Annotated in this window: 21 protein-coding genes; 9 read left to right on the forward strand and 12 right to left on the reverse strand. The window is 71.2% G+C overall.

The window, feature by feature from the left end:
• Nucleotides 1-9: 9 nt before the first annotated feature.
• The 5 genes from cydC to NQ165_RS06400 form a co-directional block, all read right to left on the reverse strand.
• The gene (gene cydC / locus NQ165_RS06380; RefSeq protein ID WP_257532396.1) at nucleotides 10-1,641 is read right to left on the reverse strand and encodes a thiol reductant ABC exporter subunit CydC; all 1,632 of its coding nucleotides are present in this window, start codon (nucleotides 1,639-1,641) and stop codon (nucleotides 10-12) included.
• 95 nt (nucleotides 1,642-1,736) lie between these two features.
• A complete protein-coding gene (cydD, locus tag NQ165_RS06385; protein ID WP_257526016.1) occupies nucleotides 1,737-3,434 on the reverse strand; it encodes a thiol reductant ABC exporter subunit CydD in 1,698 nt (565 codons plus the stop codon).
• A gap of 109 nt (nucleotides 3,435-3,543) precedes the next feature.
• Nucleotides 3,544-4,575 carry a cytochrome d ubiquinol oxidase subunit II gene (gene cydB, locus NQ165_RS06390; RefSeq protein ID WP_257526014.1) on the reverse strand — a complete coding sequence of 344 codons (1,032 nt, stop codon included), beginning with the start codon at nucleotides 4,573-4,575 and terminating at the stop codon, nucleotides 3,544-3,546.
• 9 nt (nucleotides 4,576-4,584) lie between these two features.
• Complete coding sequence (locus tag NQ165_RS06395) at nucleotides 4,585-6,012, reverse strand: cytochrome ubiquinol oxidase subunit I (protein WP_257526013.1); 1,428 nt, start codon at nucleotides 6,010-6,012, stop codon at nucleotides 4,585-4,587.
• Between the two features lie 281 nt (nucleotides 6,013-6,293).
• On the reverse strand, nucleotides 6,294-6,908 hold the full coding sequence (locus tag NQ165_RS06400; RefSeq protein ID WP_257526012.1) for a metalloregulator ArsR/SmtB family transcription factor: 615 nt from the start codon (nucleotides 6,906-6,908) through the stop codon (nucleotides 6,294-6,296).
• A 137-nt stretch (nucleotides 6,909-7,045) separates the two neighbouring features.
• Here NQ165_RS06400 and NQ165_RS06405 point away from each other — a divergent pair, with 137 nt between their 5' ends.
• Together NQ165_RS06405 and NQ165_RS06410 are read left to right on the forward strand one after the other, a co-directional pair.
• Nucleotides 7,046-7,966: a diacylglycerol kinase family protein gene (locus NQ165_RS06405; protein WP_257526011.1), complete on the forward strand. Its 921-nt coding sequence runs from the start codon at nucleotides 7,046-7,048 to the stop codon at nucleotides 7,964-7,966.
• A gap of 54 nt (nucleotides 7,967-8,020) precedes the next feature.
• Nucleotides 8,021-8,482 carry an ASCH domain-containing protein gene (locus NQ165_RS06410; protein WP_257532089.1) on the forward strand — a complete coding sequence of 154 codons (462 nt, stop codon included), beginning with the start codon at nucleotides 8,021-8,023 and terminating at the stop codon, nucleotides 8,480-8,482.
• A gap of 65 nt (nucleotides 8,483-8,547) precedes the next feature.
• On the opposite strand, the gene NQ165_RS06415 is transcribed toward NQ165_RS06410, so the two are convergent.
• From NQ165_RS06415 to NQ165_RS06430, 4 genes are all read right to left on the reverse strand, one after another.
• The gene (locus tag NQ165_RS06415; RefSeq protein ID WP_257526009.1) at nucleotides 8,548-8,847 is read right to left on the reverse strand and encodes a hypothetical protein; all 300 of its coding nucleotides are present in this window, start codon (nucleotides 8,845-8,847) and stop codon (nucleotides 8,548-8,550) included.
• Nucleotides 8,848-8,879: 32 nt separating this feature from the next.
• Nucleotides 8,880-9,917: an LLM class flavin-dependent oxidoreductase gene (locus NQ165_RS06420; RefSeq protein ID WP_257532091.1), complete on the reverse strand. Its 1,038-nt coding sequence runs from the start codon at nucleotides 9,915-9,917 to the stop codon at nucleotides 8,880-8,882.
• 64 nt (nucleotides 9,918-9,981) lie between these two features.
• Complete coding sequence (locus tag NQ165_RS06425) at nucleotides 9,982-10,365, reverse strand: DUF3054 domain-containing protein (RefSeq protein WP_257526007.1); 384 nt, start codon at nucleotides 10,363-10,365, stop codon at nucleotides 9,982-9,984.
• 28 nt (nucleotides 10,366-10,393) lie between these two features.
• Complete coding sequence (locus NQ165_RS06430; RefSeq protein ID WP_257526006.1) at nucleotides 10,394-10,789, reverse strand: HNH endonuclease; 396 nt, start codon at nucleotides 10,787-10,789, stop codon at nucleotides 10,394-10,396.
• An 88-nt stretch (nucleotides 10,790-10,877) separates the two neighbouring features.
• On the opposite strand from NQ165_RS06430, the gene NQ165_RS06435 reads away from it, so the two are divergent.
• From NQ165_RS06435 to NQ165_RS06450, 4 genes are all read left to right on the forward strand, one after another.
• Nucleotides 10,878-11,657 carry an isocitrate lyase/phosphoenolpyruvate mutase family protein gene (locus tag NQ165_RS06435; protein WP_257526005.1) on the forward strand — a complete coding sequence of 260 codons (780 nt, stop codon included), beginning with the start codon at nucleotides 10,878-10,880 and terminating at the stop codon, nucleotides 11,655-11,657.
• A 77-nt stretch (nucleotides 11,658-11,734) separates the two neighbouring features.
• On the forward strand, nucleotides 11,735-12,289 hold the full coding sequence (locus tag NQ165_RS06440) for an NYN domain-containing protein (RefSeq protein ID WP_257526004.1): 555 nt from the start codon (nucleotides 11,735-11,737) through the stop codon (nucleotides 12,287-12,289).
• 126 nt (nucleotides 12,290-12,415) lie between these two features.
• Entirely contained in the window at nucleotides 12,416-14,209 is a 1,794-nt protein-coding gene (locus NQ165_RS06445) for a glycoside hydrolase family 15 protein (RefSeq protein WP_257526003.1), read from the forward strand.
• A 23-nt stretch (nucleotides 14,210-14,232) separates the two neighbouring features.
• Complete coding sequence (locus NQ165_RS06450; RefSeq protein WP_257526002.1) at nucleotides 14,233-15,129, forward strand: SDR family oxidoreductase; 897 nt, start codon at nucleotides 14,233-14,235, stop codon at nucleotides 15,127-15,129.
• A 69-nt stretch (nucleotides 15,130-15,198) separates the two neighbouring features.
• Here the strand turns inward: NQ165_RS06450 and NQ165_RS06455 are convergent, their stop codons facing one another.
• Nucleotides 15,199-15,789 carry a Dps family protein gene (locus tag NQ165_RS06455; RefSeq protein ID WP_257526001.1) on the reverse strand — a complete coding sequence of 197 codons (591 nt, stop codon included), beginning with the start codon at nucleotides 15,787-15,789 and terminating at the stop codon, nucleotides 15,199-15,201.
• A 140-nt stretch (nucleotides 15,790-15,929) separates the two neighbouring features.
• Here NQ165_RS06455 and NQ165_RS06460 point away from each other — a divergent pair, with 140 nt between their 5' ends.
• Nucleotides 15,930-16,805, forward strand: coding sequence for a hypothetical protein (locus NQ165_RS06460; protein ID WP_257526000.1), 876 nt, complete (start codon nucleotides 15,930-15,932; stop codon nucleotides 16,803-16,805).
• Here the strand turns inward: NQ165_RS06460 and NQ165_RS06465 are convergent.
• Together NQ165_RS06465 and NQ165_RS06470 are read right to left on the reverse strand one after the other, a co-directional pair.
• Complete coding sequence (locus NQ165_RS06465) at nucleotides 16,780-18,300, reverse strand: SulP family inorganic anion transporter (protein WP_257525999.1); 1,521 nt, start codon at nucleotides 18,298-18,300, stop codon at nucleotides 16,780-16,782. The two genes, NQ165_RS06460 and NQ165_RS06465, sit on opposite strands and share 26 nt — an antisense overlap.
• A 98-nt stretch (nucleotides 18,301-18,398) precedes the next feature.
• A complete protein-coding gene (locus tag NQ165_RS06470) occupies nucleotides 18,399-19,418 on the reverse strand; it encodes a serine hydrolase (RefSeq protein WP_257525998.1) in 1,020 nt (339 codons plus the stop codon).
• Between the two features lie 127 nt (nucleotides 19,419-19,545).
• On the opposite strand from NQ165_RS06470, the gene NQ165_RS06475 reads away from it, so the two are divergent.
• Together NQ165_RS06475 and NQ165_RS06480 are read left to right on the forward strand one after the other, a co-directional pair.
• The gene (locus NQ165_RS06475; RefSeq protein WP_374679336.1) at nucleotides 19,546-20,055 is read left to right on the forward strand and encodes an N-acetyltransferase family protein; all 510 of its coding nucleotides are present in this window, start codon (nucleotides 19,546-19,548) and stop codon (nucleotides 20,053-20,055) included.
• A gap of 100 nt (nucleotides 20,056-20,155) precedes the next feature.
• Nucleotides 20,156-20,608, forward strand: coding sequence for an SRPBCC family protein (locus NQ165_RS06480; RefSeq protein WP_257525997.1), 453 nt, complete (start codon nucleotides 20,156-20,158; stop codon nucleotides 20,606-20,608).
• Nucleotides 20,609-20,914: the final 306 nt, after the last annotated feature.

Here is a 20,914-nt window from a genome sequence, read left to right on the forward strand (position 1 = left end):
TGCGGCCGGTCAGGCAGCGGCGTCGAGGTGCCCGGCATCGAGGCGCACGACGCGGTCGACCAGTCCGGCGGGCACGGCCACGTGCGAGATGAGCACGACGGCCTGGTCGGGGCCGACCGCCTGCAGCAGGTCGGTGAGGAGCGCGTCGGATGCCGCGGGGTCCACGCCTGCGGTCGGCTCGTCGAGCACCAGCACCGGGAACCCCCGCAGCAGCGCGCGGGCCAGGGCGATGCGCTGCGCCTGCCCGCCCGACACCAGCGCGCCTCGCTCGCCGACCCGGGCGTCAAGGCCCCCGCGCTCGGCGAGCCACGGGCCCAGGCCGACGCGGTCGAGCACGGCCACGAGCTCCTCGTCGGTGGCGGTGTCGCGGGCGAACAGCAGGTTCTGGCGGATGTCCTCGTCGAACAGCATCGGCTGCTGCTCGCAGAGGCCGACGGTGAGCCGCACGTCGTCGGGGGACGACTCCCGCACCGAGCGCCCGCCGATCTCGTACGTGCCGGTGCACTCCAGGAACCGCACCAGCACGTGTGCGAGCGTCGTCTTCCCCGCCCCGCTGGAGCCGATGACCAGCAGCCGTTCGCCCGCGTGCACGTCGAGGTCGACCCCGGCCAGCGACGCGGTGTCCGCTCCCGGCCAGGTGGCCCAGACGCCGCGCAGGCGCAGCCCCTCGCCGAGCGCGGGGGCCTCTCCGGTGGCGGGTGCGGGGTGCTGGACGAGGCCCGCCGGGATCGTGTCGGGAACCGACTCGGCGATGCGCTCCGCCGACGCGCGCACCTGGCGCCACGAGGCGGCGGCCAGCGGCACCGCGCCGAACACCTCGAACACCGCCATCGGCACGAGCACCGCGACGGCGAGGGCGGGGCCGCCCAGCGTCGCGGCGTCGGGGGCGGTGACCACCACGGCGAGGATCGACGCGGCACCGGCCAGCAGCGACACGATGGCCGTGGTCGCCGCCTGGGCGCCGGCCCGGCGGACGACCGCACGGCGCACGGCGCTGTCGGCGTCGGCGATGCGGCTCCGGCTGGCGGCTTCGGCGCCGTAGGCCAGCAGCACATCGAGGCTGCCGAGGTGGTCGGTCACCGCGTCGGCGAGCCGCGCGCGCAGCGGAGCGATGGCCCGCTCGGCACGGCCGCCCGCCACCCACCCCCAGGCGGTCGCGACGACGGCCGCGACCGCGAGGCATCCCAGCAGCGTCAGCGCCGCCGGCCCCGAGACGAAGGCCACGAAGACGACCGCCGACAGGGCCACGGTCACCGAGGCCACCAGCGGCTCCACCACCCGCAGCGGAAGGTTCTGCAGCTCGTCGACGTCATCGACGAGCGCCCCGAGCACGGACCCTCGCCGGGTGCGGGTGAGACCGTCGGGCGCGAGCGGGATGAGCCGGCGCACCAGGGCGGTGCGCGTGGAGGCGAGCTGGCGCAGCGCCGCATCGTGCGAGGTGAGCCGCTCGAGGTAGCGGAAGGTCGCGCGGGACAGCGCGAACGCGCGCACCCCGACGACGGCGGCGGTGAGGTACATCACGGCGGGCTGCTCGCTGGCGCGCACGATCAGCCACGCGCTGACGGCCAGCAATGCCACGGCCGACGCCTCGTGGGCGAAACCGGTGGCGGCAGCGCGCCAGAAGCGGCGGGCCGGCGGCATGGCGCCGCGCAGCACGTCGGCGGTCGTCGCCCCTGATCCGCGCGGCGTGCCGTGGGCGGACGCCGTGCTCGGGGTCGGCGTGGTCGTCGCAGCGCTCATGCCGCCACCTCCGCAGGCTGAAGCCGCACGATGCGGTCGGCGTACGCCTCGGCGGTCGTCCGGTGCGAGATCAGCAGCACGGTGGCGCCGCCGTCTGCCAGCGTGCGAAGGCTCTGCCACAGCAGGTCTTCGGTGACGGGGTCGAGCGCGGCGCTCGGCTCGTCGAGGGCGAGCACGGTCGCGGTGCCGCGGAGATGGCGGTAGATCGCCCGGGCAACGGCGATGCGCTGCGCCTGACCTCCGGAGAGGCCCGCGCCCTGCACGCCGAGCTCATACGACGGGTCGATGTCGCCGGCGCACGCCAGCTGCAGCGCCCGCACGATGACAGCGGCGTCCGGGGCGGCATCGCCGAGCGCGACGTTGTCGGCCACGGTGCCGGCGATGAGGCCGGGGTGCTGCCCTGCCCATCCCAGCCAGCGGTCGGGGGTCAGCTGCGCCAACGGGATGCCGCCGACGCGGGCGTCGCCATCGAAGGCGGCAGCTCGGCGCAGCGCCGCGAACACACTCGACTTGCCCGCGCCGCTCGGTCCGGCCACCAGCACGAGTTCACCGGCATCCGCCTCGAGATCCACGGGGGGCAGCGCGCGGTCGCCGTAGCGCACACGCAGCCCCCGCAGCACGAGGGGACCCGCGATCGCTCCGGCCGGAACGGCAGACGTGCCTGCCGGCGCCGCGTCGGCGTGACGCTCGGCGCGCGCGGCGCGGGCCTCGTCGAGCACCGCGAACACGTCTTCGGTGGCCGAAACGCCCTCGGCGGCGGCGTGGAACTGCACGCCCACCTGACGCAGGGGGAGGTAGGCCTCCGGTGCCAGGAGCAGCACGAACAGGCCGACCAGCAGCGTCAGGTCGCCGTCGAGCAGTCGGAAGCCGATCGAGACGGCGATGATCGCCACCGACAGGCTCGCCAGCAGCTCCAGCGCGAACCCCGACAGGAACGACACCCGCAGCACCCGCATGGTCTCATCGCGATAGCGCTCGGTGACCCGCTGGATCGACGCGACCGCGCGGTGCTGCCGGCCGAAAACCGTGAGGGTCGACAGGCCCCGCACGGTGTCGGCGAAGCGCGCGGCGAGCCGCCCGAGGGTGCGCCACTGCTTGTCCTGCACGGAGCGGGTCGCCAGTCCGATCAGCACCATGAACAGCGGGATCAGCGGAAGGGTGAGCACGACGGTGAGGCCCGAGATCCAGTCCATCCACCACATCACGAGGATGATCGTCGGCGTCGCGACCGCGGTCTGCACCAACTGGGGCAGGTAGCGCGCGAAGTACGCGTCGAGGGCGTCGAGGCCGCGGCCCGCCGTCACCGCGAGGCGTGCGGAGTTGTGCACCGCCAGCCACCCCGGCCCGAGCTCGTCGACGGCTTCGAAGAGGTGCGCGCGCAGCTGCGCCTGCACCCGCGCCGAGGCGCGCGCCGCCACCGTCTCGCGCAGCCAGACAAGAACGGCGCGCAGGGCGACGACACCGGCGAGGATGAGGAGGATGCCGGAGAGCTCGTCCCACCGCATCCCGTCGATCGCGCCGACGATGGCGCGGGTCAGCAGCCAGGCGAAGGCGATGATCACGGCCGTCTGGGCGAGGCCGATCAGTCCGATCGCGACGAAGAAGACGCGTGAAGCGCCGGCGTACCGCAGCAGCCGCGGGTCCAGGGGACGTCCGGCCGGCCGCGGTGGTGCGTCCGCTTCCTGCGAAGCCATGTCCTCGATCCTCCCATGCGGCCCGGCGCCGCGGTCGGCGCCGCCGGTGAAAAACGACCGCCCCGGCCCGGCGCGCGAATCGCGCGGCCGACGACCGGGGCGGTCGGGTTCAGTGGACGGTCGCCGCCGCCTTCTCGATCTCGACGCGGGTGACGCGCTTGCGGAACACCCAGTACGTCCAGCCCTGGTACAGCAGCACCAGCGGCAGGAAGATCACCGCGGCCCACGTCATGATGGTGAGCGTGTAGTCGGTGCTCGAGGCGTTCTCGATCGTGAGGCTGAACGCCGGGTCGATCGTCGAGGGCATGACGTTCGGGAAGAGCGCCAGCCACAGGGTCAGCACGGCGAAGACCACCGTGCCGGCGCCGAAGCCGAACGCCCAGCCCTCGCGGTCGCGCAGGTTCGCCACCGCCGAGGCGATGAGCAGCACGGCGGCGATCACGGCGCAGGCGATCGACAGCATCAGCAGGGGCGAGCCTGCAGCGGCGGCGTTGAACACCGTCCAGATCAGGAACGCCGCCGCGACGACGACCGTCAGCACGCCGGACTTGATGGCCAGGGCGCGGGCGTCGCTGCGCACGCGGCCGTCGGTCTTCAGCGCCACGAAGTACACGCCGTGGGTGAAGAACAGCAGCAGCGTGGTGAGGCCGCCCAGCAGTCCGTAGGGGTTCAGCAGCGTCAGGAGCGACCCGACGAACTCGTGATCGGCATCCAGCGGCACACCCTGCACGATGTTGGCCACCGCGACGCCCCAGAGGAACGCGGGCACGGCGGAGCCGATGACGATCATGCGGTCGAAGTTGCGCTTCCACCGCAGGCTGTCGCGCTGGTGGCGATACTCGAACGACACGCCGCGGGCGATGAGGGCCAGCAGGATCAGCAGCAGCGCCAGGTAGAACCCGCTGAACAGCGTGGCGTACCACTCCGGGAAGGCGGCGAACAGGCAGGCGCCCGCGACGATGACCCAGGTCTCGTTGAGGTCCCAGACGGGCCCGATCGTGTTGATGACCTGACGGCGCGAGACGTCGTCCTTGCCGAGGAAGGGCAGCGACATGCCCACGCCGAAGTCGAAGCCGTCGAGCACGAAGTAGCCGACGAACAGCACACCGACGATGAAGAACCAGATGTAGGCGAGATCCATGACGTGCTCCTAGTAGACCGTCGTCGGGGTGTCTTCGACGGAGGTCGGCTGGTCATCCTCGGCACCGGGCTCGGGCAGCGGGGCAGGGCCCTTCTGCGCGGCCTTGAGGATGAGTCCGAACTCGACCACCGCGAGGGCGGCGTAGATGAGCGTGAAGGCGACGAGCGAGATCAGCACCGTCCAGCCGGGCACGTTGGGCGAGACCCCGTCCTCGGTGAGCATGAGGCTGAACACGATCCAGGGCTGGCGACCCATCTCCGTGAACACCCAGCCGACGAGGCTGCCCAGCAGCGGCAGCGGAGCCGACCAGATCGCGACCTTCCACATCCAGGGCGCGACGGGGCGCGTGGCCTTCTTGCGGGTGACCCAGAGGCCGACGACCGAGATGAGCGCCGCGATGCCGCCGAGGGCGATCATCCAGCGGAACGACCAGTAGGTGACCCAGATGATGGGCATGTAGTCGATGCCGGCGCCGAACTGCTCGGTGTACAGCGCCTGCAGGTCGTTGAGGCCCTCGACGCAGCCGTCCAGCGAGTGCGTCGACAGCAGCGACAGCAGGTACGGCACGCGCAGCGACCAGATCTCCTGAGATCCGTCGGGGGTGCCGATGGAGAACAGCGAGAACGAGGCGTCCGCGCCGCAGGCGGTGTTCCAGATGGCCTCGGCGGCCGCCATCTTCATCGGCTGGGTCTCGACCATGACCAGGCTCAGCTGGTCACCGGTGAGCGCGACCGCGGCGAACGAGCCGATCATGAACCACATGCCGAAGCGCAGCGACTTGCGCATGGTGACCAGGTTCTGCCCGCGGGCGAGGTGCCAGGCGCTGACGGCGATGACGACGGCGGCGGCGAACATCCACGCGGAGAAGATCGTGTGCGGGAACGCGGCGAGCACGACCGGGTTGGTCAGCACCGCCCAGAAGTCCACGAGCTCGGCCCGCCCGCCGTCGGCGGCCATCTCGTAGCCCACCGGGTTCTGCATGAACGCGTTGGCGGCGAGGATGAAGTAGGCCGACAGGGTGGAGCCGACGACGACCATCCACATCGAGAACAGGTGCACGGCGCGCGGCAGCTTGTTCCACCCGAAGATCCACAACCCGATGAAGGTGGCTTCGAAGAAGAAGGCCATGAGGCCCTCGAAGGCCAGCGGCGCGCCGAAGATGTCGCCGACGAAGCGGGAGTAGGCGGACCAGTTCATGCCGAACTGGAACTCCTGCACGATGCCGGTGACGACGCCCATCGCGAAGTTGATGAGGAAGATCTTCCCGAACAGCTGCGTCAGGTGCAGCCACTCCACCTTGCCGGTGCGGTGCCAGACCGTCTGGAAGATGGCGACCACGAGCGCGAGTCCGAGCGTCAGAGGCACGAACAGGTAGTGGTACAGAGTCGTCAGGCCGAACTGCCATCGGGCGAGCAGCAGCGGGTCGAGCAGATCCATCGGGATCCTTCCTCGGGTGGGGGTTCCTAACGGTTGAAGGTAGTGAGCCGCGCGGGCGCATTCCGGGGCAGGCGGCCGTGAATAAGGATACCTGTGGTCAGACCACGGGCGCAATGCTACGACCTTACCCTGTGAGAAGGGCTGTGAGTTGCCCGGGACGGGCTCTGCCCAGCGCGGTGTGGGCACCGCTGGGCACCGTGACCGCTTCGGTGATCAGGGCGCCGTCGCCGGGCGCGACAGACCACCGCCGGCGGCCGCGGCCGGCGGTGTGAAGAGGGGGTTCAGCCGCGCGCGGACAGCTGCACGATGCACTCGCGCGGGTCGCACGAGGAGCGCATGCCGTCAACGGTGAGCGGGCCGCCGGCTGCGGCGACGACGCCCTGCATGAGGCCGAGGTGCACCGAGCAGAGCACCTGCCGGTGGGCGGACTGCACCTCGGCGTGTGCGCACGGGCTGAGGTCGATCGTCAGGTCGGACTCGTCGACGATCGGCTCGAAGCCCGCGTCGGCGAGGTTCTCCACGAGGGCGTCGACCTGGTGCAGGGCCTCCGTGGTGAGTTCCGGCGGCAGCTCGCTGGGGAGCACCCGCCGCATGAGATCGCCGCGCTTCGCGGCCTCGCGCACCTTGCGCTGCTGCACCGGGCTCCAGGTCTCTGCGCCGTCGGCGGCGCTGTACAGCACCCGTGGCCGGCCCCTCGTCGTGCGGTGCTCGGTCTCCGACACGACGTAGCCGTCGTCGATCAGGCGCTGCAGGTGCTCACGCACCGTGTTGGGGTGCAGCTTGGTGGCCTCGACCAGCTCCGCGATGGTGCGCTGAGGACGCTCCTGGATGAGGTGGAGGATCTCCACCCGGGAGTAGCTCGAGATCGCGCTGTAGCCGGCGGGTCGTGTGGTCACACCACTATTATTCATGGTTTTTCACGGTGGTCACACCACACCGTCGATCAGGCTTCTGCCGGGGGTGCGGCAACCCGTCGCGCTCCCACGTCCCGATCCGCGTGGCGCGCGGGCAGGGAGTCCGCCAGAGTGGGGGGATGATCGGCATCGTCTTCAATCCCACGCGCGTGGAGCGCTCCGCACTCGAAGAGGCGCTCGCCGCGCGGAAGCAGCCGGTCGAGGTGGAGTGGTACGCGACGACGGTCGAGGATGCCGGGCAGGGGATGGCCCGTCAGGCACTCGCGGATGGATGCGGGCTGGTCGTGGCGGTGGGCGGCGACGGGACGATCCGCGACGTGGCCGCGACGCTGGCCGGCACGGAGGTGCCGCTGGGGATCGTGCCGCAGGGCACCGGCAACCTGCTGGCCCGCAACCTCGGCATCCCTCTGGGCGACGTGGCTGGCGCCCTCGCGCGTGCGATCGACGGGGACGAGTCGCCGATCGACATCGGGCGCATCGAACTGCACGACCGCGGGGAGGAGTTCATCTTCCTCGTGATGGCAGGCTTCGGCATCGACGCGCAGATGCTCGCCGAGACCGACGAGTCTGCCAAGGAGCGCGCGGGCTGGCTGGCCTACGTCGGGGCTCTCGGACGGGCGATGGCCGCCACCGACGTCGTCGACGCCACGGTCGTCTTCGATGCCGACCCGCCGGTGACCGAGCCCACCCACACCGTGCTGATCGGCAACTGCGGAACCGTGCAGGGAGGACTGCGCATCCTTCCCGACGCCGAACCCGATGACGGTCTGCTGGACGTCGTGCTCATCGGTGGCGAGGGCCCGGAAGGGCTGCAGTGGCTCGACGCCCTGAAGTCCGTGGTCTGGGACAACGGCATCCGCCGCGCCGTCACCCGCGACGACACCGCCGTGGACACGGCCACGACACGCCACCGCCAGGCGGTGTCGGTGCGGGTCACCCTCCCCGAGCCGCTGCCGTTCGAGATCGACGGCGAAGAGGTGGGCGCCACGGCCGACATCCTCGCGATCATCCAGCCCGGCGCGCTGCTCGTGCGCCGCTGACCCGGGCGAAGGGCGATTCCCGACACTCCGACGCCCGCACCTACGCTGGAGCGCGTGACCGAACCTGTCTCCATCGCGGAGTTCTGGCGTCTCCGCCGCGCCGAGCTGCCGTACCTCCCCGAAGAGCCGACCGAGGCGTGGGCCTTCGGAGCGACCCCCGCGCACGCCGACGGCCTGCTGGCCCTCGTGCTTGCCGGGGTGAAGACCGGCACGGCCTCGTCCATGTGGGATTACGAGGCCACGGGGGACCGGATGCCCGAGGTGGGGGACGTCAGCGTCATCCTCGACGGCGCCGGGGCGCCGCGAGCGGTCATCGAGACCACCGACCTGCGGGTCGTGCCGTTCGATCAGGTGGATGCCGAGCACGCGCACGCCGAGGGTGAGGGCGACCGCACCCTGGCGCACTGGCGCGCGGTGCACGAGCGGTTCTGGCGCGAGCACTCCGAGAACCCGCGCGGCTACGAGCCGGACATGCCGGTGCTCTGCGAGCGGTTCCGCCTGGTGTACCCGCGCTGACCGCCGCGGCCGGGTGCGAGCCGCAGGCCGCGAGACGTCACTGCTCGTCAGCGGGTTGCTGGCGCCTACGGGTACGACAGGTACCCAGTGTCAGGGTCGACCCCGGCGAGGAAGTCCTCGATGGCGGCCACGTGCCTCTCGTGGCTCACCGGCGCGACTCCGCCGAATGCGCTGAAGCCGTAACCGGCGTTGGGGCCCGAAACCCAGTCGTAGTGATGCGAGCCATCGCGGTCGCGCCTGCGCACGGCGAACGTCTCGCCCTGTACGACGATGTCGGCCACTCTCGTATAGGTGTCCTCATCGGGCAGCGCCGAGGTGGGCACGTAGATCCAGCCTTCGCCCGCCGCGCCGTCGTCGCTCGCCATGCGCCGAACCTACCGCGGGGCGACGTGGGTCTTTACGCGTGCGCCCCGGTCGTCGGCTGCCAGCCCAGCGCCGGCGCCACGTGCTTCGCGAACGACTCGACGACGCGCAGGTTGAACGCGACCCCGAGCTGGCTCGGGATGGTCAGCATGAGGGTGTCGGCGCTGGCGATGGCGGCATCCTGCTGCAGCTGCTCGACGAGCAGGTCAGGGGATGCGGCGTAGGTCTTGCCGAACGTCGAGCGGATGCCGTCGATGTAGCCGACGCCCTCGCCCTCGGACGCGTGCCCGAAGTACAGCTCATCCTCGGCGGTGGTGATGGGGAAGATCGAGCGGCTGACCGAGACGCGCGGCTCACCGGGGTGACCCGCCTCGCGCCACGCGGCGCGGAACGCGTCGATCTGCTCGGCCTGCAGCACGTCGAAGGGAACGCCGCGGTCTTCGGTGAGCAGCGTCGACGACATGAGGTTCACGCCCATCGTGCCCGCCCAGGCGGCGCTGTCGCGGTTGCCGGCACCCCACCACACGCGCGAGCGCAGGCCGGGGGAGTGCGGCTCGACGCGCTGCATGCCGGTGCCGCCGCCGAACGGGCTCTCGGGGTCTCGCTGGGCGAGTCCTTCGCCGTCGATCGCGCGCAGGAACAGGTCGAAGTGCGCGCGGGCGATGTCGGCGCCGCGGGGATCCTGCGATCCCGTGTAGCCGAATGTCTCGTAGCCCCGCACGACGGTCTCCGGTGACCCGCGGCTGACGCCGAGGGCAAGCCGTCCGTCGCTGATGAGGTCGACCGCCGCGGCCTCTTCGGCCAGGTGCAGCGGGTTCTCGTACCGCATGTCGATGACACCGGTGCCGACCTCGATGCGCTTCGTGGTGGCGGCGATCGCCGACAGCAGGGGCATCGGCGACGCCTGCTGCCGGGCGAAGTGGTGCACGCGGAAGTAGGCGCCGTTGACACCCAGATCGTCCATGCCCTGCGCGAGGTCGATCGCCTGGCGCAGGGAGTCTCCGGCGGTGAGCTCGCGGCCGCCGCCGAGGGGTCCGTAGTGGCCGAACGAGAGCGTTCCGAAGCGTTGCATACCCGGTGCAACGGACGCCGCGCGGCATCCATTCCGCTCGATGCGCCGAGGCGTGCCGCGGGTGTCAGGAGCGGGCGGATGCGGCCGCTCGCCGCCGCGCCTGCACGAGCGTGGCGATCACGCGCCAGCCCACGAGGAACAGCAGCAGCGTGAGCGTGGCGACGATGATGAAGGGCAGTGCGGTGCCCTGGCCGCTGGCCGCGCGCAGCAGCATGCCGCCGGCGACGGTGATCGCCCAGACCCCCAGGCCGGTGCGCACGGGTGCGGCGGGCCGGCGCCAGGCGAGGGTCACCAGCCACCCCACGGCGAGGGCCGCCAGGAACGGCCACGCGGTCGTCGCCAGGCCGATGCCGAAGGGCGCGGAGTCGTGGCTCGCCCGACCCACCGCGGCGAACAGCGTGACGAGCACGACGTCGAGGGCGAACGCGGTGAGGGCGGAGCGGATCATGCCTCCATTCTCCGCCCGGGCCGTGGGCTCAGCCGTCGCAGACGGCGGCCTCCGCGGGCTCAGCAGGGTCCGCGGGCGCGGCCTCCGCCGCGAGGGCCAGCACGATCTGGCGCCACCGCAACAGGAACGCCGGCTCGTCGAGGCGTCGCCGGCGCATCCAGGTGGTGACTTCCTCGTTGCACTTGCTGGCGTTGCACGACCGGCACGCGGGCACCACGTTGTCGAGCGTGTAGCGGCCGCCGCGGGAGATCGGCAGCACGCAGTCGCGCTGCAGTGCGGCGCCGTCGCCGCCGCAGTAGGCGCACGCCGCCCACGCCTCGAGGATGGCGCACCACTGCAGGTCGGTCAGGTCGCTCCCCGACGCCGCGACGCGCTTCACGCGGCGACGCTGCGCCCGGGCGCGACGGGTCTGACGGACGGCCATGCCGCCCAGGCTATCGGCCCGGCGACGGCGGATGCCGCGGGCGCGCGGACCCTGCCCGCGGCGACTCCCCGGCCGCTACCGTGGAGCGATGACGAACCAGGCCCAGCGTGCTCAGACCCTGTCCGACCTGCATGCCGCCCCGGAGATCCTCCGCGTGGTGAACGTGTGGGACGTCGTCTCGGCGAAGGCGATCATCGACCTGCCCGAGACCCGCGCCCTCGCCACGGCGGGGCATTCCATCGCGGCGACGTTCGGCTACGCCGACGGGGAGAACATCCCGCGCGACCTCATGCTCGACATGGTCGGCCGCATCGTCGCGGTCGCGGGCGACCTGCCCGTGTCGGCAGACCTGGATGCCGGCTTCGGCGACCCCGGCGAGACGACCCGCCGGGCGATCGGCGTCGGCGTGGTGGGTGCGAACGTCGAAGACCGTCTGAAGCCGCTGGCGGAGTCCGTCGCCGCCGTCGAAGCGATCGTCGCGGCCGGGCAGGCAGAGGGCGTGCCGTTCGCCCTCAACGCCCGCACCGACGCGTTCGTGCGCGCCGGCGACCGCCCCGTGCAGGACTCGGTCGCCGACGCGATCGAGCGCGGCCGCGCCTACCTCGACGCCGGCGCGGATGTCGTGTTCGTGCCGGGTGTGCTCGATGCCGACATCACGCGGCAGCTGGTGGCCGGCATCGGCGAGCGCAAGGTGAGCGTGATCGGGCTTCCCGGCGCGCTGTCGGCCGCCGAGTACGAGGCGCTCGGCGTCGCCCGCATCTCGTACGGCCCGATGACCCAGCGGGTCGCATTGACGGCGCTGCAGGACGTGGCGAAGAGCCTCTACGCCGACGGCGTCCTCCCGGCATCCACCCGCGCCCTCAACTGACGCCCCGAACGGGGGACCTGCCGCCGCCCGCATAGGATCGAAGGCGACGCCCTGTGCGGCGTCGCAGGGAGGTCGCAGTGGGCGACGCGCAGGGCGCATGGGTGCTGGTCGACGGCGAGAACATCGACGCGACCCTCGGTGGATCGATCCTGGGGCGCCGACCGCAGCCCGATGAGCGGCCGCGCTGGGACCGCATCCTCTCGTTCGTGGAGCGCACCTGGCGGCAGCCGACACGCGGCCTGTTCTTCCTCAACGCCACGACCAACCTGCCGATGACCTTCGTGCAGGCGCTGAAGGCGCTGGGCTACGAGCCGGTGCCCCTGTCGGGTCCGTCCGACGCGAAGATCGTCGACATCGCCATCCAGCGCACGCTGCAGGCGCTGCGCGACCGCGATGACGACGTCATGCTCGTCAGCCACGACGGCGACTTCGTCGACGACCTCGGTGCGCTCGCCGACGGTCGGCGTCTCGGCATCCTCGGGTTCACCGAGTTCCGCAACACCGCGTTCGCGGCCATCCCGGGCCTCGAGGTGTTCGACCTCGAGTTCGACGCCCGGGCGTTCGACGCACCGCTGCCGCGCATCCGCGTGATCCCGATCGAGGAGTTCGACCCCGCGCAGTTCCTGCGCTGACCCGTCGGCGGACGATCGGGGGCAGCGCGCGCGCCCGCGATTCCATGCAGGCTCGGTGTTGTCAACCCTGCCGCATGTCCGCGCCGCCTCGCGAAGACTGGAACCACCCATCCGGGAGGAGCCAGCGTGACATGTCAGCCGATCGAGTCGTATGCACCGATCGGCGACGGCCGCACGGTGGCGCTCGTGGGGGCCGACGGCAGCATCGACTGGATGCCGCTTCCCGAGCTCACCTCGGACGCGGTCTTCGCGAAGATCCTCGATGACGCGACGGGCGGCTCGTTCCAGCTCGCCCCTGCTGCGGAATTCACGATGCGCCGCCGGTACGTCCCGCGCACGAACGTGCTGGAGACGACCTTCACCACGGCCGACGGCGTCGTGAAGATGACCGATGCGCTGGTGTCGGGCATCGCCGGCCGCCTGCCATGGGCAGAGCTCGCGCGCCGGGTCACGGGCGTCTCCGGCCGGGTCGAGATGGCGTGGAGGGTGCACCCCGGCACCTCGCTGCAGACCGCCTCGCCCTGGATCGAGCCGTCCGCGCACGGCGCCGTCGTCCGCTGCGGCAAGACCGCCATCGGCGTCGTCGGCTTCGACCACGGCCCCGCCGACCCCGAACCCGACGGGCCGACCGGTCCGATGCTCGCCGGCCGTTTCACCACGGCGCCCGACTCGCGGCACCTCGTGGTGATGGCCGCCACCCACGACGAGCCGCTGCACTTCCCCGATCCGCACAACGTCGACGTCGGCATCGACCGCACCATCGGCAACTGGCGTGCGTGGTCGCGCGCGTTCTCGTACGAGGGGCCGTGGGCCACCCACGTGCAGCGCAGCGCCCTGGCGCTGAAGCTGCTCATCTACAGCCCCACCGGCGCGATCGCCGCGGCCGCGACGACGTCGCTGCCGGAGAGCGCCCGCGGCGGCAAGAACTGGGACTACCGGTTCGCCTGGGTGCGCGACCTCGCCTACACCGCCCACGCGCTGGTGCGCTTCGGGCTGCGCGAAGAGACCCACGCCGCCCTGTCCTGGATGCTGCGCACCATCCGCGACCACGGACCCGACGTGCACGTGATGTACACCCTCGACGGCGGGCTCGCCCCTGCTCCCACCACCGCGGACGTGCCGGGGTGGCGCGGCATCGGCCCCGTGGTCACCGGCAACCCCGCCCGCGAACAGCTGCAGCTCGGGGTCTACGGTGACCTCATCGCGATCTGCCGCACCTACGTCGAAGCGGGCAACGTGCTCGACGTCGACACCTCACGCCTGCTCGCCGGAGTGGCGGATCGCACGTGCGACCTGTGGCGCAACCCCGACTCCGGCATGTGGGAGCTCCCCGAGCTGCGCCACCACACCTCGTCGAAGATGGGCTGCTGGAAGGCCCTGGAGGATGCCGTCTGGCTCGCCGAGACCGGCGTCATCCCGGGCAGCGCCGAGCGTTGGCGCACCGAGCGCGAGCGCATCCGCGAGTGGATCGACGACAACTGCTGGTCGGAGGACCTCGGCGCGTACGTCTGGTACGCCGGATCCGATGACCTCGACGCATCGGTGCTGCTGCACGCTCCGAGCGGATTCGACCGGGGGGAGCGCATGTCGCGCACGATCGACGCGCTCACCGGACAGCTGGGCGCCGGTGCCCTGATGTACCGCTACACGGGAGTGGACCAGGAGGAGAAGACCTTCGTCGCCTGCGCATTCTGGCGTGCCCACGCTCTGGCGTGCGTGGGGCGGCACGACGAGGCGCTCGAGGCGATGGACGCCCTCGTCGCAGCGGCGAACGACGTCGGGATCTACGCCGAGATGATCGACGAGCACGACGGGTCGGCGTGGGGCAACACTCCGCAGGCCCTCAGCCACCTGGCGTTCATCAGCGCGGCCCTCACGATCAGAGAAATCGTCCCGGAGCACAAGCTCCGCGGCCGTTGACCATCACCAGAGAGGAGAACACCATGTCACGCGACCAGTACACCTTCACCGACCCGGCGAAGCTCTACGCAGACATCGAGCCGCAGAACCAGGAGATGTCGGAGCCGGGCCTGGACGCCGAGCTCAAGGACAAGGCCGACCTCGGCGAGGACAGCTACCGCGGCTCCGGCCGTCTGAGCGGCCGCAAGGCGCTCATCACCGGCGGCGACTCCGGTATCGGCGCCGCCACCGCGATCGCGTTCGCGCGCGAAGGTGCCGACGTCGCCCTGTCGTACCTGCCGGAGGAGGAGCAGGACGCCCAGCGCATCGCCGGCATCCTGCGCGAAGCCGGGGTCACGGCGCTGACGCTGCCGGGCGACCTCAAGGACCCGGCGTACTGCCGTGACCTCGTCGCCCAGACGGTCGAGGGGCTCGGCGGCCTCGACATCCTCGTCAACAACGCCGGCAAGCAGATCTACAACGAGGATCTGACGACGCTGACCGACGAGCAGTTCGACCACACCTTCAAGACCAACGTCTATGCGATGTTCTGGATCACCAAGGCGGCGCTGCCGCACCTGAAGCCCGGATCGACGATCATCAACACGACGTCGATCCAGGCATATTCTCCGTCCGGCATCCTGGTGGACTACGCCTCGACGAAGGCCACCATCAATGCGTTCACCAAGGGACTCGCCGAGCAGCTGGCGCCCAAGGGCATCCGCGTCAACGCCGTGGCCCCCGGCCCGATCTGGACGCCGCTGCAGCCGACCGACGGCCAGCCGCCGGAGAAGCTCGAGGAGTTCGGCGAGCAGACGCCGCTCGGACGCATGGGACAGCCCGCCGAGCTCGCGCCGGCGTACGTCTTCCTCGCGTCGGCGGAGTCGAGCTACGTGCTGGGCGAGACGCTCAACGTCAACGGCGGGATGCCGACTCCCTGAGTCCGCCTGCAACGACGAAAGCCCGTCCGGTCACCCGGGCGGGCTTTCGCTCTCTCCTGCGCGAGAGGATCAGCGCTTCGGCGTGCGATTCTCCGCGCTCACCATCCACGAGAGCTGTTCGAGCCGCTCCAGCACTGCGTGCAGCAGGTCGGCACTCGTGGGGTCTTCCTCGTCGACGTCATCGTGCACGTCGCGGCACGTGCCGCAGACGCCGTCGAGTCGCTCGGTCATCAGGTCGATCACCTCGGTGGTGGCGATCTCGCCCTGCGGGAACTCCGGCAGGGTGGTGGTGGCGGCCACGAGATCGCTGCGCCCGTCGGGCAGGGCGTGCAGCGCGCGCATGCGCTCGGCGACGTCGTCGCTGAATCCGCGGGCGGCTTCGATGATCTCGTCGAGCTGCAGGTGGGTGTCACGGAAGTTCGTGCCGACGACGTTCCAATGGGCCTGCTTGCCCTGCAGCGACAGCTCGATGAGGTCCACCAGCACGCGCTGCAGGTTCTCGCTCAGCGCGGCCGAGGCGGTGAAGCCCTTCTCGGCGTTCTCCTCCTTGGTGAGCTTGGCGCCTTCTCCGCCGCGGGCGCTGCGGCGCCGGTTGGTCTTCGCGGTCGACGCCGCGGCATCCTTCGTCGAGGTGCTCTTCTGGGTGGCCGACTTCGCCATTGTGGGGCTCCTGTTCGATCGGGGTGTCATCGACGGTACGACCGGGCGCCGGCCGGCGGCATGCCCTTGCCCTCGCACGCGTCCAGTGCTACTCGCGGGGGCGTGCGCCCCGGGTCGGGGACGAACGCTACGCTCGCGGGATGACGCAGCAGCCGCGACTTCCGGAGGACTCGACGCTGCGTCGCACCTACCGCTACCTGCGGCTGAGCATCGCGGGCAGCGTCGTCGCGATCGCGGTCGCCGTGGTGCTGCAGACCGCGCAGGGGGGCGTGCGGGAATCGATCAGCGCCTACTACTACACCCCCGCCCGCGACGTGTTCGTCGGCGCGCTCATCGCCGCATCCCTCGGCCTGCTCGCCCTGTCGGGGCGTGGTGCGCAGCGCGCGCTGCTGGATGCGGCGGCGCTGCTGGCGCCACTGGTCGCGCTGGTGCCGACGCCGACCCTGGCGTCGGGGTGCGCATCGCCGTGTGTGCCGGCAGAGGTGCACCCCGCCGTCGACATCGGGGTGGCGACCTACCTCATCGTCGGCGCGCTGGCGGTGCTCGTCGCGGTGGTGGTCGGGACGCGCCCGGGGGCGGGGCGGGCGGCGCTCTCGCGCACGTGGCCATCGATCGTCGTCGCGGTGGGCGTGCTCGCCGGCGTGTGGGCCTGGTGGGGGCTGGCCCGTGCCGCGTTCCTCTCGTTCGGGCACGTCGTCGCCGCGACCGGGTTCTTCGCGCTGCTCGCGGTGGTCGCCCTGCTCGACGCACGGCGCACCGACTGGGCCCCGGAGCCCGCGCCGCCGAGGGGCGTGCGCATCGCGTTCGCGGTGATCGCGGTGGTGCTGATCGTCGATCTCGTGGCGGTGCTCGGCTACGTCGCCGTCGAGGGAGACGCCGCGATGCGCACCCCGGTCGTGTTCGTCGGCGAGTTCGTCGCGCTCGCCCTGTTCGGGACGTACTGGGTGCTCCAGACGGTGCGCACCTGGGCGAGTGCCGACCCGTCCCTGATCAGCGCTTCTCCGCTCCGCCGCTGAGCCGGCCGTGGAACGCCGCGGTCGCCTCGTTCATCCCGACGAACTCGACCTGCGTGTCGCGCTGGGCGTACTTGGTGACGATCGCGTCGAGGGCGGCGACGGTCGATGCATCCCACACGTGGGAGCGGCTGAGGTCGATCACGACCCGGGCGGGATCGTGGGCGTAGTCGAACTGGGTCGTGAGGTCGTTGCTCGAGGCGAAGAACAGTGCCCCGTCGACGGTGTACCGGGCGACCTCGCCGTCGGCGGTGCCCGTGAGGGAGCGGGTGACGGTGGTGAAGTGCGCGACGCGCCGGGCGAACGCGATCATGGCGGCCAGCACGCCGGCCACCACGCCCAGGGCGAGGTTCTGCGTCCACACCGTCACGACCACGGTGACGAGCATGATGATCGTCTCGCTCGGCGGCATCCGCTTGAGCGTCGCCGGGCGGATGCTGTGCCACTCGAACGTGGACACCGACACCAGGATCATCACGGCGACCAGCGCCGCCATCGGGATGATCGCCACGACATCGCCCAGGGCCACGACGAGGACCAGCAGGAAGACGCCGGCCAGGAACGTCGAGATGCGGGTGCGTGCGCCGGAGGCCTTCACGTTGATCATCGTCTGGCCGATCATGGCGCAGCCGCCCATGCCGCCGAACAGCCCCGATGCGAGGTTGGCCACCCCCAGCCCCCAGGCCTCGCGGGTCTTGCCGGAGGGGGTGTCGGTGATGTCGTCGACCAGCTTGGCCGTCATGAGCGACTCGAGCAGGCCGACCGTCGCCATCGCGAGCGCGTAGGGCGCGATGATGCGCAGCGTCTCCCACTCCAGCGGCACGTCGGGCAGGAACAGCGACGGCAGGCTGTGGGGCAGCTCGCCCTGGTCACCCACGGTGGGCACGGCGATCCCGAACACCACGACCACGGCGGTGAGCACCACGATCGCGATGAGCGGTGCCGGCACGGCCTTGGTCACGCGGGGCCAGAGGGAGAGGATCGCCAGGCCCGCCGCGACGAGCACGTACACCGTCCAGGGAACGTCGATGAGCTGCGGCATCTGGGCCAGGAACACCAGGATCGCGAGCGCGTTGACGAAGCCGACCATGACGCTGCGCGGAATGAACCGCATGAGCTTCGCCACCCCCAGCGCGGCCATGACCACCTGGATGACGCCCGCCAGCAGCACGGTCGCCACGAGGTAGTCGATGCCGTGCTCGCGGGCGACCGGGGCGACCACGAGGGCGACGGCTCCGGTGGCCGCGGTGATCATCGCGGGGCGGCCCCCGGTGAAGGCGATGACGACCGCCATCACGAAGGAGGAGAACAGCCCGACGCGGGGATCCACCCCGGCGATGAGGGAGAAGGCGATGGCTTCCGGGATGAGCGCGATGGCGACGACCATGCCCGCCAGCGCCTCCCGCGTCAGCAGGCGCGGACTGCGCAGCGCCTGCAGCACGGTCGGCTCGATACGGCGGCGCGCCGAACGATCGGGCGCGGGTGCGGCGACGGACACAGGACTCCTGAGGCGTGACGGCGTCGAGGACGCGCCGCGCTCGGGACGCGCGGCGGCGAGACGATTCTACGACCGCGGCGCTTCACGTCCGCCGAGGGTCACGCCAGTGCGGCATCCACAGCCTGGGCCAGCACTGAGGCGACGGGCCACGCGCCGTCGGCGGTGTTGCCGATGACGGTGACGGTGGTGTCCGACTCCGGCAGGTGCGCCGACCAGAACGACACACCGGTGTCGTACCCCTCGGCGATGAGCGCGTCGCCCGTGGCGTGCAGCCAGATGCCGAGGCCGGCGCGCTTGTCCTCGTCTTCGACGTCGTGGCGCGGCCGGGTCATCTCGGCGTAGGTCTGCGGCGAGACGATGCGTCCCTCGCGCAGGGCGCGCCAGAAGGTGTGCACGTCGGCGGTGGTCGTGAACGCCCCGCCGTCTCCGTTTCCGAGCACCGGCAGGTGCAGGGTGTTGGCCCGGTCGTCCTCGGCGTAGACGTAGCCGACCGCGGTGTCGGCGGGCAGCTCGTCCAGACGCAGGAAGTCGGTGCGCGTGAGGCCGGCCGGCTCGAAGACCAGGCGCCGCACGGCGTCGTGGTAGCTCTCGCCGGTGACGCGCTCGATGACGATCGCGAGCACGACGTACCCGCCGTTGCAGTAGGCGAACCGCTCACCGGGGGTGAACGTCTGCGGGAGCTCGGCGAGGATCGGGAGGAACGCCTCGGCGGTGGTGAGCGTGTGGACCGGGACGCTGAGGACGTAGTCGTCGACCTCGCCCTCGGCATCCTCGTCGAGGTAGTCGCCGATGCCGGAGGTGTGGCCGAGGAGGTGCTCGATGGTGACGGCGTCGTCGATCAGCGGAAGGTCGTCGCCCAGGATGCTGCGCACGGGCTGGTCCAGGGCCAGATCCCCGGATTCGATGAGACGCCAGATCGCGAGGGCGGTGAAGATCTTGCTGCCGCTGGCGATGGCGAACCGGGTGTCGGGTGTGGTCGGCACGCCGAATGCCCGGTGGGCGAGGCCGTAGGCGCGCTCGAAGGTGCGGGTGTCGGCGACGTCGACGGTGACGACACCGGAGAACGACTCGTCGGCGGCAGCGGCGTCGAGGGCGTCGGGGTCGATGGCGAGTGGCATGGGGTGCTCCTTTCGGGTCCATCCACGCTAGGCGATGCCGTGCGCGCGCCGCCAGCCGCGGCCTCGGCCTTGGACGGGCCCTCGGCCTTGGCCGGGCCCTCGGCCTTGGCGCTCTAGGCTCGATGCCGTGATCCTGCGCACCTTCGACGACGGCGCCGTGCTGCGCGCCGCCCGCCCCGGCGACGCGTCCGGCATCCTGGCCCGCATCCACGACCTCGCCGTCTACGAGCGCGAACCGGATGCCGTCGAGAACACGGAGTCCGCCCTGCGGGAGGCGCTGTTCGGGCCCGAGCCGCGGGTGTTCGCGCACGTGGTCGAGCGCGACGGCGAGATCGCCGGTATCGCGATCTGGTTCCTCACGTACTCCACCTGGACCGGCCGGCACGGGATCTGGCTCGAGGACCTGTATGTGGCTGAGGAGCACCGTGGCCGCGGTTACGGGCTGGGGCTCATCGCCCAGCTGGCGGCGGTGTGCACCGAGCGCGGATATTCCCGCCTGGAGTGGACCGTGCTGGATTGGAACGAGCCGTCGGTCGCGTTCTACCGCTCGCTCGGCGCCGAGCCGCTCGCGGAGTGGACGAGTCAGCGCCTCACCGGGGATGCGCTCGCCGCGCTGAGCCGCCGCGCGCGGGCCTAACAGACGCTCCACCGCCGGGCAACCCCTTCATCGCGGGTCGCGGCGCGGGACACGATGGCACCAGACAGTCATCAGACCCGTGCGAAGGAAGGTATGCCCCATGGCTCGCATCACCGAGAGCATCGACGTCGACGTGCCCGTGTCCGTCGCCTACAACCAGTGGACGCAGTTCGAGTCCTTTCCCCAGTTCCTCGACTTCGTCGACTCCATCACGCAGACGGACGACGAGACGACGCACTGGAAGGTGACGATGGCGGGCGTCGAGCGGGAGTTCACCGCGAAGATCACCGAGCAGCACCCCGACGAGCGCGTCGCATGGAACAGCATCACCGGTGACGTGAACCACGCCGGAGTCGTGACCTTCCACCGCCTCGACGACACGAAGAGCCGCGTCACCGTGCAGCTCGATTGGGAGCCCGAGGGTTTCGCCGAGAAGGTGGGCGCTGCGATCGGCTGGGATGACCACGCCGTGAAGAAGGACCTCAAGGAGTTCAAGAAGTTCATCGAGGCGCGTGGCACGGAGACGGGAGCCTGGCGCGGCGACGTCAGCTGACGCTCCTCATACGCTCCGAGACCCCGTCGCGCCGCTCTGCGGGCCAGCGGGGTTTCGTTCGTACGCCGTCCCCGAGTCGTTCGCGTTGTTCGCGTCCTGCGCCGAGCGCGTCCGTTCTTCGTCATCCGCGTCCGCGTCCGCGTCCGCGTCTCACCGTCGTTGCCTTCTCTATTTCTCATGTGAGTTCCGGTTCACACGTCTTCGTGGGAGGCGTGCGGCCGCCCCGTGGCCCGCGCGCTGAAGCGCCGCGCGCGGAATCAATCGGCGGGCCGTGTGAGCGGGAACTCACATGACGAACAGGGGAGG

Source organism: Microbacterium sp. zg.Y1084 (assembly GCF_024623595.1).
GTDB classification, from domain to species: domain Bacteria; phylum Actinomycetota; class Actinomycetes; order Actinomycetales; family Microbacteriaceae; genus Microbacterium; species Microbacterium wangruii.